Source organism: Planctopirus limnophila DSM 3776 (assembly GCF_000092105.1).
In the GTDB taxonomy this organism is placed as follows: domain Bacteria; phylum Planctomycetota; class Planctomycetia; order Planctomycetales; family Planctomycetaceae; genus Planctopirus; species Planctopirus limnophila.
Genome location: NC_014148.1, coordinates 56,962 through 77,068 on the forward strand (window position 1 = coordinate 56,962; position 20,107 = coordinate 77,068).

The window sequence follows — 20,107 nt, forward strand, 5'->3', positions numbered from 1 at the left end:
CCAATAATCAATTGGGCTCCCTAGTATGGGGTGGCTGGGGTTGAGCGTCTTCGCGAACCCCCAGCTAGTACCCAAGATCGCTGGGGTTCGAAGACTCAACCCCAGCCACCCGCCGCGCAGTTGTTCATTTGGCTCTGATCATGTAAGGCAAACATGTACGCAAGTCATGACTGCAGAAGAGTCTGCTCTATGACGATCGGGCCCACGACAGCAGGTTCAGTCTCAAGACGATCATTGACCGCAACAGCGGTTATGTGTTCTTGATGTTCGCAATGCAGAAGCTGCCGTAAGTATGCACGCGGTCTTTCGCATGGAGTTCTTCGGCCAGCGGACGATTGTACTCGAGGGCTTCACCCAGAGTTTTCTTCTGGCCGTTCACAGTAACCTGAATGGGATTTACGAACTCACCATTGAGGCCAGCTGAACGCCACAATACGCGGGCATTGGGGGCGGCTTTGTCCATGATCCCCTGCCATTCCTGAGTGAGGATGGCCATGGCTGGATCTTTGGAAAGCCAATCCATGTGATCGAGCAGAATGAACCGCGAAATCTGATGCGGCGTTTCCTGCAGGAACCCGAGAATGTGGTTGGTATGTGTGCTCACTCGATCGACGGCCCCAGCCTTGAGCTGTGCGAAGCCTTCGGGCTTCAAATACTCGGGGCAGCATTCGGGCGTGTACTGGCCTGTGAGGTAAACACGCCAGAAGTAGTTATCCTTGATCGGCAGCTTGGTGAAGACGGCTTCGACGCGATCCATCACGAACTGCAGAATCCCACCGGGATACTGCTCATCAATCTGCTTACGCTGAGCTCTGGGAACCCCCAGCAGTGCCAGAGTCATATCCCGCCGCATGGCCCAGCGGATAAAGGGCCGCCAGAGTGATTCGGCCAGCTTGTACTGCTTGAAAATATCGCGTTGCTGTTCGAGGCTGCTGGCTGCCAGGATGGCATTGACCCCGTCACGCAGCTTGGCGATCCGGTCGATGTAAACATTGATAATGTAGGCAAATGTGCCCGAAGTGCAGTGAAAATAGAACGACTTGCGGCGGGTATCGCCCGTGAAGAAAGCCTTTTTGCGATCCCAGAACTTGCGGGTGGTATCACTCAGTTCCGGTCGCAGCTTTTGTGTGTAAATGGTGCTCCACTGGGGATGACCACCATTACCAAAAATTTGAAAGAAGTCTTCGTAATCGAGCTTGCGAATGCCAGCCTGCTTGAGTTCCAGCAGTGCATTCTGCCGCAGATTCATATCGACCGCATGGACGTGGCCTGCACCGGCCAGTGCATAATCCAAAGCGTTGCAACCGGCGGAAGTGATGACCACCACACGGTCATTTGAAGTCAGTTCGAGGGCTACCCGGTCTAAGCGAGGGTCTTCCCAGCACTGGTTGTAGACCAGATTTCGGCCATGGACGAGGTTAAACCATGTCTTGCTGAGCTTTTCGACAACCATCCGTCGATTCCCGGTTGCTGATAGTGGCCACACGGGAATCGGAGCAAGCTTCAGCACGGGACAGCAGCCAGATCCTGAGGTGCCAATTCACTGCAGGCACAGGCCAGGGCAGGAATGGGCAGAGGCAAGCTGTTGTTCGTCACCGAAGTTTCATGGCTGCAATCTGCAGCACTCGTTTTCCGCGTGGAGAAAGTTTCAAAGTAATGGATCAATTCCATCTCTCCATGGGCATATTCCACAAACGCGGTGCAATTCTCAACCCAGTCCCCGGTGTTGCAGTACACGATTCCGTGACGGTGGTCATGTGCGGGGGTATGGATGTGGCCGCAGATCACCCCTTCGCAACCTTGTTCAAGGGCATACCTGGCCAGACGTTGCTCGAAGGAGCTGATGTATCGAACAGCCTGTTTGACGCTCCGTTTGACGCGACCGCTGAATGAATAACTGCCACTGGCCGGGGCTTTAAACCATCGGCTGAAGAGCCAGTTGGCCGAAAGCAGCAAGTCGTAACCAATCGAGGCAACGCCTGAGACCCACTGCGCGCTTTGTTCGACGACATCGAATTTATCGCCGTGAATGACCAGATACTTCCGGCCATCGGCCGCTTCAAAGACAAATTCATCTTCAATCGTGACGAAATCAAACCCCCATTGGAACCGGCGTAAGAACGCATCGTGATTTCCAGGAGTGAGATAGATTTTTGTGCCGGAGGCGGCCAGATCGTGCAGTCGCGAGAGAATATCGTTGTACACCTGCTTCCAGGCGAACGATTTTTTCAGCTTCCAGCCATCGATAATGTCACCCACGAGATAGAGCGATTCGGGCTCGACACTCCGTAGAAAATCGAGAAGTTCGACTGCGTGGGCATGTCGGCAACCGAGATGAGTATCGCTGACAAAGACCGTCCGGATTGCTCGTTCCTGTCGATCTTCGATGGGCGAAAGTCGGCTTTCAACCGAAACACCACGCTCTCGAGGAGCCGGAAATTCGCCGAGCAGATCCTTTCCCCGTTTTTGATCCTCACCAGGATGTCTGGGCGCGGGACGCTGAGATCCTGCTGGCCGCCAGTTCCATTCGAGTTGCTCAAGGGCTTCTCGACCGGGTAGAAAGTGCGTATTTCGTACCGAATGAACGTCAGGCAAAGTTGCCGAAACTTCGGGACTGGATGACAGAAATCGACCTTGATTTCCTTCATCAAGCGTGCTGCCGGGGTGCTCGCCATTGGCAAACTCTCGCCCGACAGCCATGGAATTCACAAGCATTTTCGTGGCCCCCTGCAGGATCACCCGCCAGATGATTCAGCCCGAAACTGTGCCAGAGGTGATTGTCTCCCAGAACGAAAACCTCTGACCAGAACTTCTGGCTACCTGTCACCGGAGGAGCCTGCCGACATTGGCAGCATTGCCACGATCCACGCTTTGGGAGCAGCAAAATCAACTTCCCCAGCTTCATATATCATCCAAAACAACATGGTTTCGCGATGAATCTCTGGTGAAAGTTCCGCGAATCTCTCTCTCAAATCGAACTTTTCTCACGATTTTTGAGAGCCGCTTTGAACATCAGGCGGCTTTGCGAGCCAGAACCTGAATCTCGGTGCAGAGCGAAGGCAACGTCTCGCCGGCAGTGCGATTCAATTGCCACCACCACTTCTGGTTTTCCAGCGGCCGGAGCAATCCGCCCGAAAAAATACGAAAACCTCGGGCTGCGACAACTTTGACCGGGGCATGCTGAGTCACGGCGCCAATAAATGTCCGCTTGCTGAAAGCCTGCAGGTGGCCGCGTGGTTTCTTTTTGCCCACGAGTTTATCCACAGCAGGAACCAGATGTTTGCGAACGAGATGAATTCCTTCCGGGAAGATCGGCACTCCGACAATCAGCAATCCCCCCGGAGCCAGCACCCGACCCAGAGTCGAAATGGCATCATCAACAGTGGGAAGATGCTCCAGTACCTGCTCGCAGACGACCAGATCGAACTGATTCGATTCCAGAAAATTGAGGCCTCCCATGAGATCGCCGGCATTGAGACTGGCCCAGTTTTCCGGCTTGTAAATGGTCGGTTGCAGAGTGAGATCGACCCCATGCAGATCGACAATTTCTGAACCTGGCAGCGCTTCGACATAACGCATGAGCACGCCATTCCAGATCCCCACGTCGAGAATCTTGAGACGACGACCGCGAGCCTGGAATTCGGGAATCAGCCGGGCAATTTCTTCACTGACGGCATGATACCGCGCCTGTCTCAAGCTGTACTTTTCTGGCCGAGTCGGATCGACTCCATACGCCAGCGAAGGCACTTTTGCCGTACTAGTATTTGATTCAGAAACCAGTTGGCTGGTCTTTGTATGAGCGTCCATGCTCGATCTTTAACTTATCTAGTGGTGCCGTTGTGTCACAACTGTCGCTGACTCAGACTGTTTCCAGCGAATGAATTCGCGGGATGACAGCCGGGAATAACAAATCATCTTCGTCACTGCACAAGAATGACGCAAGGTGAGTTTTCTGCCCTGGGACCGCTGCACCGCATCAGACCAGATGTTCCCCCCTCACGGTGCGCTGTTTCCGGTGAATTCGTGATCATTTCACAGGATTGGGAACGGCCGTGGCCAACATCAGGAATTCCATTGGCATTTTCGCAAAAAGGCTATTAGGCTGACGAAACGTACCGCTGGGCGAGTACCAGTGGTCGCCAGAATGACCCGCCAGATCTCTGCCTGAGGAACACACCTATGCTGCATGCTTTACCACGTCTTGCCTGCTTTTCTCCTGAGTTTCTCATGCTTTCGATCGCAGGCTGCCTGCTTTCGCTCTTTGTCGTTGCTCCTGCACAGGCTCAGGAAGATAACAATCCACCTCCGGGATTTACGGCATTGTTCAACGGAAAAGATCTGACCGGCTGGTGGGGTCTGGGCACGTATGACCCCCGCAAGCTCGATGCCATGAGTGAAGCCGACTTTGCCGCTTTCAAGGCCAAAAGCCTCGAAGATATTGCTCGCCACTGGTCCGTCAAAGATGGCATTCTGATCAATGATGGGCATGGACTTTATCTCACAACCGACAAGACCTTTGGCGATATCGAACTGCTGATCGATTACAAGACAGTTCCCAAGGCCGACAGTGGCATTTACTTGCGCACCACGCCTCAGGTTCAGATCTGGGACAGCACAGAGACGGCCAAGTTCTCGATTGGTGCCGACAAAGGCTCAGGTGGTTTATGGAACAATCTTCCCAACCATCCTGGTAAAGATCCGCTCGCCAAAGCTGATAAACCGTTTGGAGAGTGGAATCGCTTCCGCATCATTCAAGTGGGTGCCCGCACCACGATTTATCTCAACGATCAACTCGTGGTCGATCACGCCATCATGGACAACTACTGGGATAAAGCGGCTCCTCTTCGCAAGAATGGTTACATCCAACTGCAAACTCACGGCGGTGAGATCAGCTGGCGGAATATCTTCGTCAGAGAAATCGGCAGCGAAGAAGCCAATAAAATTCTGGCCAGCAAGTCAGAGAGTGGCTTTGAATCGATTTTCGATGGCCAATCACTGGCGGGCTGGGCGGGTGCGGCCGATCAGTACGAAGTTGCCAACGGTGCCATTCGTTGCCAAAAGGGCAAAGGGGGCAACCTTTACACTGAGAAAGAATACGCCAACTTCGTGGCCCGGCTCGAATTCCGCCTGCCACCCGGTGGCAATAATGGCCTCGCCATTCGGTATCCCGGCAAAGGGAATCCCGCTTATTCCGGCATGACTGAACTGCAGGTTCTCGATAACGATGCTCCCCAGTATGCCAAGCTCGATGTGCGTCAGTACCACGGCTCGGCTTATGGTATGGCCGCTGCAACGCGTGGCTATTTGCGACCCACAGGGGAATGGAACTTCCAGGAAGTGACCATCAATGGCAGCAAGATTACAGTCGAACTCAATGGCACCATCATTCTGGATACCGACCTTTCGAAGGTCTCTGAATACATGGCGAATTCACCACATCCTGGTAAAGATCTGGTCAAGGGACACTTTGGCTTTGCAGGCCATGGCGATGCCGTCGAGTTCCGCAACCTCTCGATCAAGCCACTTGCTGATTAGGCACAGCCTCGTGACAACATATTGACAACCGCATGGCCTTCTCGCCTTCTTTCAGTAAGGGGAGAAGGCCATGTGCGTTTTGGAGGCAAGTGCAGGAGTGACTTCTTTAAGAAGGCAAGACCTTCCTGCTGCCGGAGAGCTTTTGCAATGAATTCAAAAGTGTTTCGCGAAGCGTCTTGAGAGGCTTTATGGGGGTTCGCTAGTTCTGATGCATTCCTGGTGAGCATTGATCATCAGCCATGACGGGCCACTGTCTTGAGAACCAGTTCTTCAGATACATCGCGCACGCTTTCGACATGGCCAATTCTCGTCGGCAGAATCAACCGCAGTTTGCCACCGACCGATTTCTTGTCGAGCCGCATGGTAGCAATGATCTGTTGTGGATCGAGTTTCATTCCCGATGGAAGTGAGACCGGGAGTTGAAACGATTGCAGCAGTTTCGTCAGTCGCGAGACGACTTCTTCCGGAATACGACCCAACTGACAGGCGAGTGTGGCAGCATCGATCATACCGATCGAAACCGCTTCGCCATGCAGCAGTGTGCCGTACTTCGCGAGTGCTTCGTAAGCGTGCCCGAACGTATGACCAAAATTCAACACGGCTCGAAGACCAGTCGTTTCAAACTCATCCGCTTCCACCACTTGGGCCTTCAGTTCGCAACTGCGCTGAATAATCCGGGCCAGGAAGGTGGGGTCATGCGATTGAATCTTAGGCTGTTCGGCTTCGAGCCAGTCAAAGAAACTTTCATCGAGAATCATGCCGTACTTCACGACTTCAGCCATACCGGCGGCAAACTCTCGCGGCGGCAAGGTTGCCAGCAGATCGGTGTCGATAAAGACAGCTTTGGGCTGATGAAAAGCCCCCACAATGTTCTTAGCAGCTGGCAGATTCACACCCACCTTGCCACCCACTGAGCTATCGACAGCCGCCAGAAGTGTGGTGGGTACCTGAATGAAAGGGAGCCCACGGGCATAAGTCGCAGCAGCAAAGCCCGCTGCATCACCCACCACACCACCACCGACGGCAATCACATGAGTCGATCGATCAGCCTGCATGGCGATCAACTGATCATAGAGCTTTTCGATTTCACGCAAGGACTTGGCTGTCTCACCCGCTGGTTGCACAGCCAGCCGGACATTCCAGCCAGCCTCAGCCAGTTGTTGAGTCAAGTTCTCAGCAGCCAATGGAGCCACATTCGTATCGGAAACCACCAGAGCCGATCCAGGATTGCCCAACTCAATGGCCACTTGCTTCGACAACCCCGCACCAATCCGCACCTGATAGCTGCGTGGCCCCAGGTTGACTGGCACCACGGATATCTTTGGCCTGGAGGCAGAAGGTCGATCAGTGTCCTGCATGCTGAACTTTCTGGATCGCTGAATTGTCACGAGGTGACCACCTTGCGACCTCTCTTTTCGAGAAATGACTCGATGGGAATTCGATAAGGATCTCTGGAAATGGTATCGCCCGGCCTCAAGCTTGGGCAATCATGCGACTCCAGTGATCGCCCGGCATTCACGAGGATGACTGATCGAACAACAGACTCTGGTGATTCAGGGGCTCAGGTTCGTCTTGAATCATAAAAAGAGTCGGGTCAACAGAATATCCGGCATCTCAAGAGGATTTGTTAAGAATCGGTCTTGTTTCAGGCGACAATTTCCACACGTCAAGTCATGATGTCCGTTGTCGAGTGTCAGCTTCACGGAGGTTCTGACAGCTTAGCCACGAGGGAGTCGATTTCGGTGTCCGACAGCGATTCATCCGGACAATCACCAGCCCCATCACAGACGACCCATCAGGGGCCGGTGATTCTGCCCAATCCCTGGCGCGACTGGGTCATTGACGGATTGATCAAATACCGCGTCTGGTGGCTGTTACTGGCCTGCCTGATGACGGCTATTTCCATCTGGCCTGCCGGCCAGTTGAAGTTTGACGAGTCGATCGAATCGATGTACGCGCCGGGCAATCCTCATCTCAGGGATTATCTCGAAAGCAAAAAGTGGTTTGGTGGTGACGAGTTTATCTTCATTGCCTATCACGATCCCGAACTCTTTGAAGAAGCTGGTGAAAACCGCCTGTCACAACTGGCCGACGAAGTGAGTGCCGTACCCGGTGTGATCCCCACCAGCGTGCAGTGTCTGGCCACTTACTTGCGCATGACCCGGCACCCCGCTTTTCGCTCGCGCCGAGAGGAGTTGCTCGATTTTTCGCGGGGTGTCCTTCTCGGGAGTGATAATCAGACAACCTGCATTGCTGTCCGCCTGCAAGAAAGTGAACGGGCCGTTGATTCCGCTGGTCAACCCATCTCGCGTGGTCAGACGATTGCCAAACTACGGGCTTTGGCCGAGAAGCAGTCCTTTCCCACGTTCGTGATTGGCGAGCCGATTCTCGTTCACGATATGTTCCGCTATGCCCAGGAAGATGGCGAGTTCATGGGCTGGGCCGCTTCGGCTCTCTTGATTGGCGTGGTGCTTTTCTTTCTGCGCGATCTTCGTTCGGTCATTCTGCCGTTTGTCATTGTGCAGATGACGATTCTTTGGACGAAAGCCGGCCTGTGGGCCTCCCATCTGGAACTGACCATGGTCAGTTCTGTCCTCGGTTCACTGCTGACGATTATTGGTGTCTCTACTGTCGTTTATATGTCGCTCTATTATCACGAATTGCGACAGTCGCTGGATCGAGAAACTGCCTTCCGTCGCATGCTGCAGGTTATTGGCATCGATATCATTTTCGTCTGCCTAACCACTGCAGCCGGCTTTGCGGCTCAGCTTTCGAGCCACCTGCATCCCGTGCAGTCGTTTGGCATCACCATGGTCCTTGGGTCACTGCTGGTGCTGGTCGCAATGACACTTGTCCTTCCCGGAGGGATGTTACTCGGCCCGGATCGAGCCGGTGCTCAAAAGCCACGCGGCGATCAGCAGGTCAGTCAGTGGCTCGCTTCACTCACCCAGTTCGTGCTGGCGCACCGCTTCTGGATGGGGATCGTTACTCTGGCGGCTGTGATCTATGGGATGGCGGGCCTGATGCAATTGCAGGTGGAAACCGATTTCACCAAGAACTTCCGCTCGTCCAGCCCTGTGGTGAAATCACTCGATTTTCTCGAAACCCGCCTCGGGGGAGCTGGCCTTTGGGAAGTTAATTTTCCGGCTCCCCATCGACTGACCGACGAACATCTCGATAAAGTCCGGCAGCTGGCCGAAAATCTGCGTGGCTTGATCGGCACAGCCGAAGGTCAAGGTCTGACGAAAGTCGTCGCGATGACCGATGGGCTTGATCTTGTCCCTTTGCTCCCGTTTTTAATCCCTGATGCACAGGCCCAATCACGCTGGCTGAACTCTCTCCAGCCTGAATTTGTTCCCAGTCTTTACAATGCCGAACAAGGCCGGATGCGCATCATGCTCCGCGGGCTGGAGAGACAATCGGCCCGAGAAAAACAGGCACTGATTGATCGCGTCGAAACACTCGCCAAAGAACAGTTCCCTGATGCCAAAGTGACCGGACTCTTTGTTCTCCTGAATTACCTGATCGACAGCCTGCTGCAGGATCAACGCACCGATCTCATGGTGGGAGCACTCGGCCTGATTGCCATTATGTCTATTGCCTATCGCTCGATTGTCATGGGCTTTGTCTCGCTTGTACCCAATGTTCTGCCCATCATGCTCCTTCTGGGAACCATGGGCTGGCTCGGGCTACGCGTGAATATTGGTACCGCCATGATTTCCAGCGATACCATGGGGCTCACCATTCACGACAGCATTTTCTATATGTCGGCCTACTTGCGGGCCAGACGATCAGGCCTCAATTTTCAGGGGGCCTTAGGAGAAGTACAGACCGAAGTCCGCAAGCCGCTCATCTATTCGAATGTGGCCTTAATCCTCGGGTTTTTAGTGCTGACAACCAGTCACTTTGTCCCGTTGATCACCTTTGGAGTTCTGGTCAGTACGGCCATCGCTGGTGGATTGTTGGTGAATCTGCTCCTCTTGCCTCCACTCCTGCAACTGGTGGATCGACCCTGGCTGGGCCTGGCACCAGACTCTGCCCGGACTGCTGGCCCTGAAGAAACCGCTGGCACTGAGCAGAATCCTGTCGAGCCAACATCTTCAGTTTGACCCTATGAGACTTGGCTCGCAAAACGAGACCTGGCTCAACTGATCCGCACGACAAAATTCCCGGGCAAGCGTCGCACCAGCTTTTTGATCTCCAGTACGGTCAATGTCGACAAAGCGCGCGAATACTCCAGACCGCACTGTGTCAGCACAGTATCGACAGGCGTGGCTTCAATCCCGACCAGTTGCAGCAGTTTCTGCTCCTGATCATTCAGTAAAAGCTCCCGAGGCTGCTGCACCACTTGCCCGCCGGGTTTTTGCACCGGAGCGGAAAGATGTCCCAAAGCTTCCAGCACATCTTCGACATGCCGCACGAGGATGGCACCATCTCGAATCAGCTTGAGGCAACCTTTTGAGGCATCGGAATCGACTCGTCCGGGTACTGCCAGCACATCGCGGTGCTGCTCCATGGCGTGCCGGGCGGTATGGAGTGAGCCACTCTTTTCAGAGGCTTCGATCACCAGCGTCGCCAGTGAGAGACCACTGATAATGCGATTTCTTTGAGGAAACTGTGGTGCAATCGCCGGGACATCAGGAGCATATTCGCTGATCAAGGCTCCCTGCTCGACAACTTGCCTAGCCAGTTCGATATGTTCTCGCGGGTAAAGTTGATTGATCCCGCCTCCCAGCACAGCCAGAGTTCGCCCACCAGCTTCTAATGCGGCCCGATGGGCTAAACCATCCACTCCACGCGCCAGTCCGCTGACAATAGTGACCCCTGCGCGAGCCAATCCGCCAGCAAAGTTTTTCGCCATCTGCTCGCCATACACACTTGGGCTGCGGGATCCAACAATCGCGACGGACAACTGGTCTGCAGCAGTCACGGATCCTTGAATGAAGAGGACCGGGGGCGGTCGATCAATTTCCTTGAGGCGTACCGGATAGTCGTCCCGGTTGAGACAAGTGGCTCGAATGTTCAGCGCCTCACATTGCTGAAGTGTCTGTCGTGCTTCGGCCCGATCGCGTCCTAAAGAGACTCTGCTTGCCAGAGTGGATGATAATCCTGCCTGTTCCAGCACAGCCGCACTGGCCTCCAGTACAGCCGTCGGGCTCCCCAGATGTTGAATGAGCCGTTCGTAGGTGGCCGGGCCGATTTTGGGAATCAGCATCAGTTGCAAGGCATCGACAAGGGCAGCATCTGTCATCCCGAATCACTCTCTCCTGATCGTCGCCAAGACCCCGGACCCTCGTGATTTTGACCATCCACCACAAAAACATAACATTTCCAGATCAATAATACCGCACAAATGATCACATTTTATAGACTGTCGAAACGCTTTGTGCCAGTTTTTGATCTTCCGGACTCAATTCTTCGTTACTGACAACTGACGCGCACAGTGAATTCCAAACGTTCTCATCACCGCATTCGTGATGATCGCGAGTGAATTGTTCGTCAATCCGTTCACTGAACGACACAACGTGGCAGCATGCAACGCAAGGGAGTCCTTACTTATGCCCACAAACTCAAAAACTCAGGAAGTGAATTCGAGAGCCATGCACAGAATCCAGCGCTCACTGTTTTTCACCCCCTTGCTCCTGGGGCTAATTTCCCTCACAGGCTTTTCAAACGCTGCCCAGGCAGAGACATCAATTCAGGATGAAGCCAGTTTCTTTTCACCTGCTGCGAAAGAGACCGCCCTCAGCCGGCTGAAGGCCCTCGAAGCCAAGACGGGTCATGAAGTTCAGCTGCAGACGGTCGCAACACTCCCAGAACCGTGGAAAGGTCAACTCGCCAGCGGTCAGCCGAAGCAGGGGGTGTTTGTCGATTTCACCAAAGATCGCGGCCAACTGGCTAAGGCGAAAGGTCTGTTCATTCTCGTGGTGAAAGATCCGGCTCATCTCGAAGTGGCTGCTGATCGTCGGTTAAGAAATGCAGGGTTTACGACCAGTCAGCGGAATGCTGTGGCCGAAACTTTGCTCAATGGCTTTCGAGCGAAAGATTATGACGACGGCCTGCTCGCCACCGTCACTTTGATCGAGAAAGAGTTCGGAACTCTTCGTTCACCCTCGGCAGCACCAGTGCAGGCCAAAGAATCAGCGGCTGCCCCTGCCAATACTTTACCAGCTAAGCCAGCTGGTGAGGGTGATCTGGGTGGTTGGGGATGGGTGCTCGGGATCGGAGCCGTGGTGCTGATCGTCATGATTGGGATGTCATTGCTGCGGGCTCTGTTTGGTGGCGGAGCGGGTGCTGGTGCCGGGATGGGTGGAGGCGGTGGCATGGGCTTTGGCGGTTCATTACTTACGGGCCTGTTCGGTGCCATGGCTGGCCACTACCTGTATGACACATTTTTCAACAACCATAGCCACGGCAGTGCCTTTGGTAATGATGCGACCAGCGGCATGGATGACCCGAATCGCAACGACTGGGGTTCGGGTGGCGACTTCGGTGATTCCAGCGGCTTTAGTGGTGGTGATTTTGGCGGCGGTGACTTCGGTGGCGGTGGTGATTTTTAGTCGCCAACCCATGTTGCCGAACAGGAGTTAGCCAACCAGACACTCCTCCGAGAGCCATTGCTGGATTGCCAGCAGTGGCTCTCCTGCTGTTGACTCAACATCGAACCTCTTTGCTGGCCTCAACCCACTAAGGCTTCCATTCTGATGCTCACCCCCAACCTAAGTGCTTATCGCAACCTTCGCATGTCCAGGTGAGAGTGGGTCGAGCATCCAGAACATCCCGCGATGGGGTCGTTCGTCGATTGTTCGCCAAATACGTTCGGACTCGCCCTCATCCCGACCTTCTCCCGTCGGAACCGGAGAAGGGGTAAAACCCTCATCTTCAATCCCGTTTTCCGTGGAAGAAATACTTCACGAGTTGCCGATTAAAAATGGTGCTGCAGTAAGATTGATGGCATACTGAATTGAAAGCTATTGCTGAATAATCGGCCCAGATGCTGTTGGTCGGCTGAAGGCGGGAGGCGAGATGAACACGCTCGACACAACGTTTCCTGCGACGAATGCTGCCGCATCACAAGCGCCGAGCGAAAAGTCGGTCGCGGTCGCATTTTCGCCAGCTCAAAGTTCCACGCCGGCTGGCAGTGAATCCCTTTCCTGGCTGGGAGTCCGCCCCAGTCACGCGGCAGGTTTTGTCCTGAGTGTGGCTTTTCATGCCTGGCTGCTCATGACGTTGTTTCGACTCGAGGTGATTTCACCATTCGAAATGATCTACAGTTCGATTGAAACCCGGTTTTCTGCCGAGGTCGAACCCCCCATCGTGCTGGAAGAGACACCTGTCTTCGAGCTCGCCAACCCGGACGATCGTGAGTTGCCTCAAGTCATGGCCATGAACAGTACGGCTGTCGGAAGAGCCATTGCCGATCGCCCCGAGCTGGCCGTCCCTGCCGAATTCCGCCAGCGGTTTGAACTCGCACCACCGGCTCCACCGATTATTGATATTCCCGAAGGTGTTGAACTGAGTGACACAATTGTCGTACCTGGAACAACCGGCCAGGCCATGGTTCAGTTGGATGCCGCACTCGATCGGATCACCTGGGAGATCGCTCAAAATCTCAAAGAGAAGAAAGTCCTCGTCGTCTGGGTGCTTGATGCTTCGGCCAGTATCGTCAAGCAGAGGCAACAGATTGCCAATCGCTTGAAACGCATCTACAGCGAGCTGGATGCACTTGATGAGAAAGGTGAATTTGGCCGGGCGACACAACCACTGATCAGTGGCGTCGTGACCTTCGGAGCTTCGACGAACTTCATCACACCTCAGCCCACCGACAATGCCGATGATGTGACGCGGGCCATCGCTGAAGCACCGACAGACCCCAGTGGTGTTGAGAATACATTTACAGCCGTCTCTCAAGTTCTTTCACAGTGGGGAGACTATCGCCACACACAAAACCGGCGGCTGATGATTCTGGTCATCACCGACGAAGCGGGCGATGATCATGGCCCGCCGCTCGAGCTGGCGATCAGCCGATGCCGGAACTTTGGAGCGAAGGCCTATGTCGTCGGCCCGGCGGCACCTTTCGGGCGCCGGCAGGGCTTCGTCGATTATGTCGCTCCGGAAGATGGAAAGACTTATCGCCTGCCAGTCGACCTCGGCCCGGAGACAGTGGTTGCCGAAGGGGTCGATCTTCCCTTCTGGTATGACGGGCCGCAGTACACCTATCTGAGCAGCGGCTTTGGCCCTTATGCGCTCACCAGGCTGGTTCATGAAACAGGTGGCATCTACTTCATGACGAACCTGACCACGACTCAGTCGTTGTCGATCACCGGTGAGTTTGACAGCCAGAAGATGAAACCTTTCGAGCCTGAGTATCGCTACGGCACACCTCAAGACCTGCTGCGGGTCCTCTCGAAAAACCCGTTGCGAGCCAGTGTGGTGACGGCGGCCGAGTTCAGCCAGGCCACGAAGATTCGTTCACTCGGAACACCGCCCATGGAGTTTCGCGTGCAGCCGGGGAATTTCCGCCAGCAACTCACGCGGGCTCAGGAGTCGGTCGCGATTACTTCGGCAGCCATTGAACGGATCCTTGCCAACTATCCTCAGGGGATGGAGCGGCAGGGAGCCGACAAGTTCCTGGCCCAGGAAAAGCATCCTCGCTGGCGCGTGGCGTTTATGCTGGGTTATGGCCGCTTACTGGCACAGAAGGCGAGAGCCTACGAATACAACTCGGCCTGTGCTCAACTGAAGACCAAAATGGGCGATGAAGACGTTGCCAAAAAGAGCAACCACTGGATCTTCCGCCCCGAGCCTGAATTGCAGTATGCGCCCATCTTCAAAAAGACGGCCGATCAGGCCAATAAACTCCTGCAGATGGTCATTGACGAAGCCCCGGGAACACCCTGGGCGCTTCTGGCTCAACGCGAGCTGCAGGATGGTTTTGGCATCCGCGTGGTGGAACGGTTTATTCCTCCACCGCCGCCCGTGACCGCCAGGCCACAGCCGCCGGCCCAGCCCAAACTTGCACCCAAGTTTGCACCGGAACCAAAGCCTCAGAAACCTGCACCACCACCACCGCCCAAACCCGTGTTGCCGAAGCTGTAATACGAACGCCAATATTCAACTGCGCTCCTTGGTAAAGGGTGGCTGGGGTTGAGCGTCTTCGAACCCCCAGTTCACCGAGAATCGCTGGGGGTTCGAAGACTCAACCCCAGTCACCCGCCTCGCAGTTGTTTATTAGAATCCGTATTTCAAACAACTTGGCGGCATAGCCCATCAAGGGTGGCCGGGCCAACTTGTGGCCTGGTTGTCGTGATCGAGAGATTCACGCGTCAATCACGCCAGCCAGCTTCAAAAAATTCTTGAGCAGGTCGATCCCACCCTGTGTGAGAAAACTTTCGGGGTGAAACTGCACACCATGAATTGGGTAGGTTTTGTGTCTTAGGCCCATGACCTCGCGTGGATGACCTGGGTCTTCCACCCAGGCAGTCACTTCCAGATCGGTACTTAACGTCGCTTCTGGCACAATCAGGCTGTGGTAGCGCGTGCAGGTCATTGGAGTGGGTAAGCCCGCGAACAATCCCTCCCCTTTGTGATGCACATGCGAAAGTTTGCCATGCATCAATCGAGGAGCGCGAACCACCTCGGAATCGAACACCTGGGCAATCGATTGATGTCCCAGGCACACTCCCAGAGTGGGAATGATCGGCCCTAACGTTCGAATCAATTCCATCGAGATACCGGCTTCAGTCGGCGAGCAGGGGCCCGGCGAAACGACAATGGCCCGGGGTTTGAGATCAGCCACCTGCGCGACTGTAATCTCATTGTTCCGCACCACCTGCAGATCAATCTGGGGATCAATTTCGCCAAACCGTTGTACCAGGTTGTAGGTGAATGAATCGTAGTTATCGAGGACAAAGAGCATGCACATTCCTCTGGCTGGTACCGGTCTGAAATCTCCACGGCCTGCCCAACAATCGTCAAAAACAAGGCTCTGTTACTGTAGCGAGGGAGTTTCAAGACGGGTACTGTCTGGAACGTCCCGTTCTTGAGAGCAATCTAGGGACACAAGTCGGCACACTCGGGTTCTTTGGAAATCGCGTGCCGATCACCATCCTTTGTTTCGGTCATCAATTTTTGATCAGCAGAATCGATCATCATGCCTATGCCCATTCTCACTTTAGATCAATTCCTGAAACAGCAGGGCTGGGTCGCGACAGGTGGCCATGCCAAGCTCGTGATTCAGGAAGGGGAAGTGATCGTGAATGGCGAGGTCGATCTCCGCCGCGGTCGCAAAATGCGGGTGGGCGATGTTGTCGAATGGAATGGCGAGCGGGCCGAAGTTCCTGAAGGTTCTGGGGCTTTGCCTCCCCTCGGAGCTTAACGCGAATTGCACGTTGAAATACTGCGTTATAGGTCGCTAAGACAGGCTTGCCCAGAGCTGCAAGCATGGCACACAGCAGGTGAGCATGCCCATAGAGTCCACCAAAAACAGGGTACGGTCAGTACAAAGACAAGCCGCTGCTCGATCTATCGATCGGCAGCGGCAAAGATCGTCGAGTTGGTCTTAGTCTCTCAGAATCTCATCCATCAATGGACAGGGATTCATGGCCGAGGCTTGCGACCTGCGAAAGCCAAGCTTTGGACGGTCTGAATTAGACCATGTCCTTCAGGCTCTTGAGAGCACGAATCTTGACGGTGTTGCGGGCTGGCTTGGCCTTCACGACCATCATTTCGCCAGGCTTGAAGGGGTTAGCACGCTGTGTGGCCTTCGTGGCTGGCTTACGAACCACCTGAATCTTGAGCAGGCCAGGAACTGCGAAGACGCCAGGGCCCTTCTTGCCGACCTGCTTGCTGATGAGATCGTTCAGGGCGGTGAAGACAGCCTGTACATCCTTCTTGGAGAGCGAAGTCGATTCCGCAATCGCTGCGAAAATATCGGTCTTGGACAGGGGCTTTTTGTCTTCGGTTGTCATTCGATTCTCCTGATGGCAGTCAGATCTGAAAATGCCAGTCGAACTCCGCAATTGATACTGACGTTTTGGTCAGACCAGATTTTTGGCGAGCAATTGGCTGTGATGAGAGGATAAACCATATCCTCGAACGAAAGGTATCTAACTGCTGTGAAAATTGAATGTCAATGACGCCCCGACTCAAAAACCCCTGTTTTTCAGGAGTTTTCTGGATTTCGGGGCTGATGACGCCCGTTCAGCCCCCATTTGACCGCAGAAAACCTGAATTCAAACCCCGGAAACTCCCCAGTTTCATCCTCTGTGCGAGCGACGAAAATTCCGTTATGCTCTGCTCATGAGGCCATTTTCCCCAAGAAAAGGCTCGCTCGATTCCTCCGATTCCCACCTTTGCCATTGAAGATTCGTCCGCAAACAATCTTCAGGGATGGCCCTAATTCCACTGAATGAAGAGAACTAACGGATGGCCGACTTTCTGATCCGCACAGGCTCATCGACCGGCCGCAAGCTGAGTCTTCCTGCCCGGGAATTGATTGTTGGCCGTGATGATAAAGCGGATATTCGCCTTAATTCTTCGCTGGTCAGCCGCAGGCATTGCCGCATTCTCCCCGGAACCATCCTCAGGCCCGGCGTTGAAACCGTGATTGTCGAAGACCTCAAGAGTCAGAATGGCACTTTCGTCAATGAAGTTCCGATTTCTACACCGACAACATTAGAACCCGGCGACCGACTGCGGATTGGTGCCATGATCTTCGAGCTTGCTGGTGCTGACTCGACAGGTTCACGAGCTTCGACCACTGATCCTGTCGCTGCACGCACAGGGTTTGCTCGTCCTCCAGCGACTGCTGCCCCTTCGGAATCTGATATTACAGACTGGCTGTCTCTACCAGCCGGACAAAAGCAGGGCGAGTTCGGAGCCTCGTCGAATCGTTACGGTCTTGATCTTCCCGGTCTTGATCTTCACGGGCAGGATCCTTCGGGAAAAGATCTTTCGGGTCAGGATACCGCCGAGATTGGTTTTGAAGTTCTTGATGCGGTTCGAAAAAGTCTCGAAGCGAAGTCATCCTCCTCATTACGGGATGATGCAGAGATTTCTTCCGTCACCACCGCACCAGCCAGTGATGACTCGCCACAACTGGTTCCTGCTGCACTCTCAGGCGAGGCCGCTCTGCCGCCCAAAGAATGGACATCGCAGGCGGCAAGAATCATTCAGCAGTATTGGAAAAACACCACTCCTGGCTCTTGAGCAGGCATTATTTGAAATGAGCAGTGTATTGTTGAGGATCTCTTAACGATGCGACTCATGGGCTGATCACAGGTTCTCTGGCTCGTCGATTCACATTCGATTCTGTAGGAATTTCAGGCGTTCATGCGAATTATCTCTGGTCGATTTCGTCGGCGAACATTGCAGGCCAATCCGGGAAACACGACGCGACCCATTACCGATCGTGCCAAGGTCATTCTTTTCGACAACATCGAGAGGTTTTTCAAGGGCCAGCGTGTCCTGGATATCTTCTGTGGCACGGGTTCTCTGGGTCTGGAAGCACTGAGCCGAGGAGCGGATACCTGTGTTTTCATCGAGCAGGATCACCGGGCATTTGAACTGCTCAAGGCCAATATTGCCCATGTCGGTGCGACAGAGATCGCTGTCCCCTGGCGTGTGAGTGCGCTCAAGTCGTCACTGAAACCGAGAGGGACGGATTGGTACCCTTACGGGTTGGTATTTTTTGACCCTCCGTACGTCATGCTCAAGGATGTTCGCCCTGGCGAACCACTCTACCGCATGTTTCTGCGACTGGCTCGACCAGATATCACCACCGAGGATGTGCTCGTGGTCTTACGCGGGCCAGAAGGTGCAGAGTACACGCTTCCCGACTGCTGGCAGATTGAACGGAATATGAAAGTGGGGAGTATGGAACTGGCACTCATCCGCAAAGCTTACGCGACGCCGCTTCCTGAGAACCAGACGGATGAAGACTCGGGAGTTGAAAATGACGAACCGCAGGCAGGAAATTGAACGGGATGGGCTGCAGGCCCACATCACTTGCGAATGATATCCGGGCCATCCCCACAGGTCTTTTCGTAGCCGTTTTTCCCTTTGACGTACTTGGTGAAACCCATCTTGTCGAGATTTCGGTCGGAGAGCTTTGTCGAATCGGACTGAGCACTCCAGGGTCGCGAGATGGCAGCCGATGTCAGGCAGCGGCGCACGGGGACACCTGTCTCGGGATGCACTTCCAAAACTGGTGCTGAAATCGACTGCAGAATCTCAAAGCGGTCACCACCCGAGCCATCCGGCAGCACTTCTTCATACACATAAAGTGGCATGATCCAGCTCCCTTTACCGGGAAACAACCAGTCAATATCTGACGAAGAGGCTCTGCTTAATCAAAATCAGGCCAGGTCGCGATCTTCAAACAAGATGAATGCGAGCAGAATACTGGCAGCAATGTAGCACAGGGCGTAGAGCGTGGCAGTTGCCAGGTAAATCGGTGGCACCATCGTTCCCGTAGAAATCGCTGTGCTCATGTTGAACCATTCGAGTCCTGGGAGCACAATTGAAATCAACTTGGCCATGAAGGCCACAAACTCAAACTTGATTGCTCCGGCCTGGACGAGCTGCGGGGTCAGGTTGCCGATCACATAGATCGGGAAGCAGATCGCCATGTTGACCACAAAGGGCAACCGGGTCGAGATCGCCACGCTGATTGCCCCCAGAATGGCAACTTCCAGGAAGGTCAGTACCAGTCCAGGGAACATCTGAATGACATCTGGCAGACGCTGGAGTGCTGTTGGAATCTCTTTGCTCGATTCACGGGCATCATACCCAACTTTGTAGAAAATCAGCAGCCCGAAGACGATCGAAACTGGAATCATGTAGAGCAGCACGGTCTGCAGAATGCCAATGTATTTGCCGAGGATGAACTGCCTGCGAGTGATCGGCTTGGAAAGCAGTGTCATCGCGGTTTTGCCTTCAATTTCGTCAGCAATACTGGTGCTGGCTGTCCACGTCGCAATGAGCAGGCCGCAAATCAGAATGGTGGTGAGCCCGCATTCCTTGAGCATCTTGAGATCTTCACCCAGCGAAAAGAACGGCAGCCAGGTGTTGATCAATAGAAACACAATTGTCGCTGTGACCGAAAGCCAGAAGACGGGTTGCCGCACGGCTTCCTTTGTCGTGGCACGGGCAATGATCCCGCCTTTCGTGCCATACGAATAAGCCAGCAGCCCCCCGATAACAATCAGGGTTCCAATGCCAAACAGCGCCCAGTTACCCAACTGGTTTGCCAGCTCGATGCTTGAAGCGGCCATTAACACCATGAGAATCCTCGAATATCAACCGCTGAAATCTATCGGAATCACAACTCAGCCAAGGACGACCTCGAGATCCTACCCGATCAAAGGGAGAACTTTCGAGCAGATCGCCATGACCCTTCTGTAACGGGAAATCACAGGAACAAGGAACTACAGCTACACATGATACGACAGCCAGTGACTGAATGCTGGTCTGCCGTAAGAAAAGACCTTAACAAATGCGTTTCCAGGTTCCCTTTGCCGTCGTTTTCCGAAAAAAATGCCAAACACAAAAGCCCGCATATTGACGCATG

The 20,107-nt window shown here is 54.1% G+C and carries 16 protein-coding genes; 7 read left to right on the forward strand and 9 right to left on the reverse strand.

Annotation, left to right across the window (positions count from 1 at the left end; all coding sequences use genetic code 11):
- Positions 1–250: 250 nt before the first annotated feature.
- From PLIM_RS00230 to PLIM_RS00240, 3 genes are all read right to left on the reverse strand, one after another.
- The gene (locus PLIM_RS00230) at positions 251–1,453 is read right to left on the reverse strand and encodes a DUF3419 family protein (protein WP_013108327.1); all 1,203 of its coding nucleotides are present in this window, start codon (positions 1,451–1,453) and stop codon (positions 251–253) included.
- A gap of 50 nt (positions 1,454–1,503) precedes the next feature.
- Positions 1,504–2,715 (reverse strand): UDP-2,3-diacylglucosamine diphosphatase, encoded by a 1,212-nt coding sequence (locus tag PLIM_RS22105; protein ID WP_148226927.1) that lies wholly within the window; start codon positions 2,713–2,715, stop codon positions 1,504–1,506.
- Between the two features lie 297 nt (positions 2,716–3,012).
- The gene (locus tag PLIM_RS00240) at positions 3,013–3,807 is read right to left on the reverse strand and encodes a class I SAM-dependent methyltransferase (RefSeq protein WP_013108329.1); all 795 of its coding nucleotides are present in this window, start codon (positions 3,805–3,807) and stop codon (positions 3,013–3,015) included.
- Between the two features lie 372 nt (positions 3,808–4,179).
- On the opposite strand from PLIM_RS00240, the gene PLIM_RS00245 reads away from it, so the two are divergent.
- Positions 4,180–5,535, forward strand: a complete 1,356-nt coding sequence (locus PLIM_RS00245) for a 3-keto-disaccharide hydrolase (protein ID WP_013108330.1) — start codon at positions 4,180–4,182, stop codon at positions 5,533–5,535.
- 233 nt (positions 5,536–5,768) lie between these two features.
- Here the strand turns inward: PLIM_RS00245 and aroB are convergent, their stop codons facing one another.
- Positions 5,769–6,893, reverse strand: coding sequence for a 3-dehydroquinate synthase (gene aroB, locus PLIM_RS00250; protein ID WP_052301451.1), 1,125 nt, complete (start codon positions 6,891–6,893; stop codon positions 5,769–5,771).
- A 384-nt stretch (positions 6,894–7,277) separates the two neighbouring features.
- Here aroB and PLIM_RS00255 point away from each other — a divergent pair, with 384 nt between their 5' ends.
- Complete coding sequence (locus PLIM_RS00255; protein WP_013108332.1) at positions 7,278–9,644, forward strand: efflux RND transporter permease subunit; 2,367 nt, start codon at positions 7,278–7,280, stop codon at positions 9,642–9,644.
- Between the two features lie 35 nt (positions 9,645–9,679).
- Here the strand turns inward: PLIM_RS00255 and dprA are convergent, their stop codons facing one another.
- A complete protein-coding gene (dprA, locus tag PLIM_RS00260; RefSeq protein WP_013108333.1) occupies positions 9,680–10,786 on the reverse strand; it encodes a DNA-processing protein DprA in 1,107 nt (368 codons plus the stop codon).
- 307 nt (positions 10,787–11,093) lie between these two features.
- On the opposite strand from dprA, the gene PLIM_RS22110 reads away from it, so the two are divergent.
- On the forward strand, positions 11,094–12,095 hold the full coding sequence (locus tag PLIM_RS22110) for a TPM domain-containing protein (RefSeq protein WP_013108334.1): 1,002 nt from the start codon (positions 11,094–11,096) through the stop codon (positions 12,093–12,095).
- Positions 12,096–12,561: 466 nt separating this feature from the next.
- The gene (locus PLIM_RS00270) at positions 12,562–14,634 is read left to right on the forward strand and encodes a vWA domain-containing protein (protein WP_013108335.1); all 2,073 of its coding nucleotides are present in this window, start codon (positions 12,562–12,564) and stop codon (positions 14,632–14,634) included.
- Positions 14,635–14,854: 220 nt separating this feature from the next.
- Here PLIM_RS00270 and PLIM_RS00275 read toward each other — a convergent pair whose 3' ends face one another.
- Positions 14,855–15,454 carry an anthranilate synthase component II gene (locus PLIM_RS00275; protein WP_013108336.1) on the reverse strand — a complete coding sequence of 200 codons (600 nt, stop codon included), beginning with the start codon at positions 15,452–15,454 and terminating at the stop codon, positions 14,855–14,857.
- 234 nt (positions 15,455–15,688) lie between these two features.
- On the opposite strand from PLIM_RS00275, the gene PLIM_RS00280 reads away from it, so the two are divergent.
- Positions 15,689–15,913 carry an RNA-binding S4 domain-containing protein gene (locus PLIM_RS00280; RefSeq protein ID WP_013108337.1) on the forward strand — a complete coding sequence of 75 codons (225 nt, stop codon included), beginning with the start codon at positions 15,689–15,691 and terminating at the stop codon, positions 15,911–15,913.
- A gap of 271 nt (positions 15,914–16,184) precedes the next feature.
- On the opposite strand, the gene PLIM_RS00285 is transcribed toward PLIM_RS00280, so the two are convergent.
- Positions 16,185–16,505 carry an HU family DNA-binding protein gene (locus PLIM_RS00285; RefSeq protein ID WP_013108338.1) on the reverse strand — a complete coding sequence of 107 codons (321 nt, stop codon included), beginning with the start codon at positions 16,503–16,505 and terminating at the stop codon, positions 16,185–16,187.
- A gap of 457 nt (positions 16,506–16,962) precedes the next feature.
- Between PLIM_RS00285 and PLIM_RS22115 the strand changes: the two genes are divergently transcribed.
- Together PLIM_RS22115 and PLIM_RS22120 are read left to right on the forward strand one after the other, a co-directional pair.
- Entirely contained in the window at positions 16,963–17,745 is a 783-nt protein-coding gene (locus PLIM_RS22115; protein WP_013108339.1) for an FHA domain-containing protein, read from the forward strand.
- A gap of 123 nt (positions 17,746–17,868) precedes the next feature.
- Positions 17,869–18,516 (forward strand): RsmD family RNA methyltransferase, encoded by a 648-nt coding sequence (locus PLIM_RS22120; RefSeq protein WP_013108340.1) that lies wholly within the window; start codon positions 17,869–17,871, stop codon positions 18,514–18,516.
- Between the two features lie 23 nt (positions 18,517–18,539).
- Here the strand turns inward: PLIM_RS22120 and PLIM_RS00300 are convergent, their stop codons facing one another.
- Together PLIM_RS00300 and PLIM_RS00305 are read right to left on the reverse strand one after the other, a co-directional pair.
- Positions 18,540–18,827, reverse strand: a complete 288-nt coding sequence (locus PLIM_RS00300) for an FmdB family zinc ribbon protein (RefSeq protein ID WP_013108341.1) — start codon at positions 18,825–18,827, stop codon at positions 18,540–18,542.
- A 66-nt stretch (positions 18,828–18,893) separates the two neighbouring features.
- On the reverse strand, positions 18,894–19,820 hold the full coding sequence (locus PLIM_RS00305; protein WP_013108342.1) for an ABC transporter permease subunit: 927 nt from the start codon (positions 19,818–19,820) through the stop codon (positions 18,894–18,896).
- Positions 19,821–20,107: the final 287 nt, after the last annotated feature.

Excerpts from the sequence above, each read along its gene's own strand:
- PLIM_RS22110 (WP_013108334.1), top strand. The coding sequence starts at position 11,094 with ATGCCCACAAACTCAAAAACTCAGGAAGTGAATTCGAGAGCCATGCAC.
- PLIM_RS22105 (WP_148226927.1), bottom strand. The coding sequence starts at position 2,715 with ATGCTTGTGAATTCCATGGCTGTCGGGCGAGAGTTTGCCAATGGCGAG.
- PLIM_RS00240 (WP_013108329.1), bottom strand. The coding sequence starts at position 3,807 with ATGGACGCTCATACAAAGACCAGCCAACTGGTTTCTGAATCAAATACT.
- dprA (WP_013108333.1), bottom strand. The coding sequence starts at position 10,786 with ATGACAGATGCTGCCCTTGTCGATGCCTTGCAACTGATGCTGATTCCC.
- PLIM_RS00275 (WP_013108336.1), bottom strand. The coding sequence starts at position 15,454 with ATGCTCTTTGTCCTCGATAACTACGATTCATTCACCTACAACCTGGTA.
- PLIM_RS00245 (WP_013108330.1), top strand. The coding sequence starts at position 4,180 with ATGCTGCATGCTTTACCACGTCTTGCCTGCTTTTCTCCTGAGTTTCTC.
- PLIM_RS22115 (WP_013108339.1), top strand. The coding sequence starts at position 16,963 with ATGGCCGACTTTCTGATCCGCACAGGCTCATCGACCGGCCGCAAGCTG.
- PLIM_RS00230 (WP_013108327.1), bottom strand. The coding sequence starts at position 1,453 with ATGGTTGTCGAAAAGCTCAGCAAGACATGGTTTAACCTCGTCCATGGC.
- PLIM_RS22120 (WP_013108340.1), top strand. The coding sequence starts at position 17,869 with ATGCGAATTATCTCTGGTCGATTTCGTCGGCGAACATTGCAGGCCAAT.
- PLIM_RS00285 (WP_013108338.1), bottom strand. The coding sequence starts at position 16,505 with ATGACAACCGAAGACAAAAAGCCCCTGTCCAAGACCGATATTTTCGCA.
- aroB (WP_052301451.1), bottom strand. The coding sequence starts at position 6,893 with ATGCAGGACACTGATCGACCTTCTGCCTCCAGGCCAAAGATATCCGTG.
- PLIM_RS00270 (WP_013108335.1), top strand. The coding sequence starts at position 12,562 with ATGAACACGCTCGACACAACGTTTCCTGCGACGAATGCTGCCGCATCA.
- PLIM_RS00305 (WP_013108342.1), bottom strand. The coding sequence starts at position 19,820 with ATGGTGTTAATGGCCGCTTCAAGCATCGAGCTGGCAAACCAGTTGGGT.
- PLIM_RS00280 (WP_013108337.1), top strand. The coding sequence starts at position 15,689 with ATGCCTATGCCCATTCTCACTTTAGATCAATTCCTGAAACAGCAGGGC.
- PLIM_RS00300 (WP_013108341.1), bottom strand. The coding sequence starts at position 18,827 with ATGCCACTTTATGTGTATGAAGAAGTGCTGCCGGATGGCTCGGGTGGT.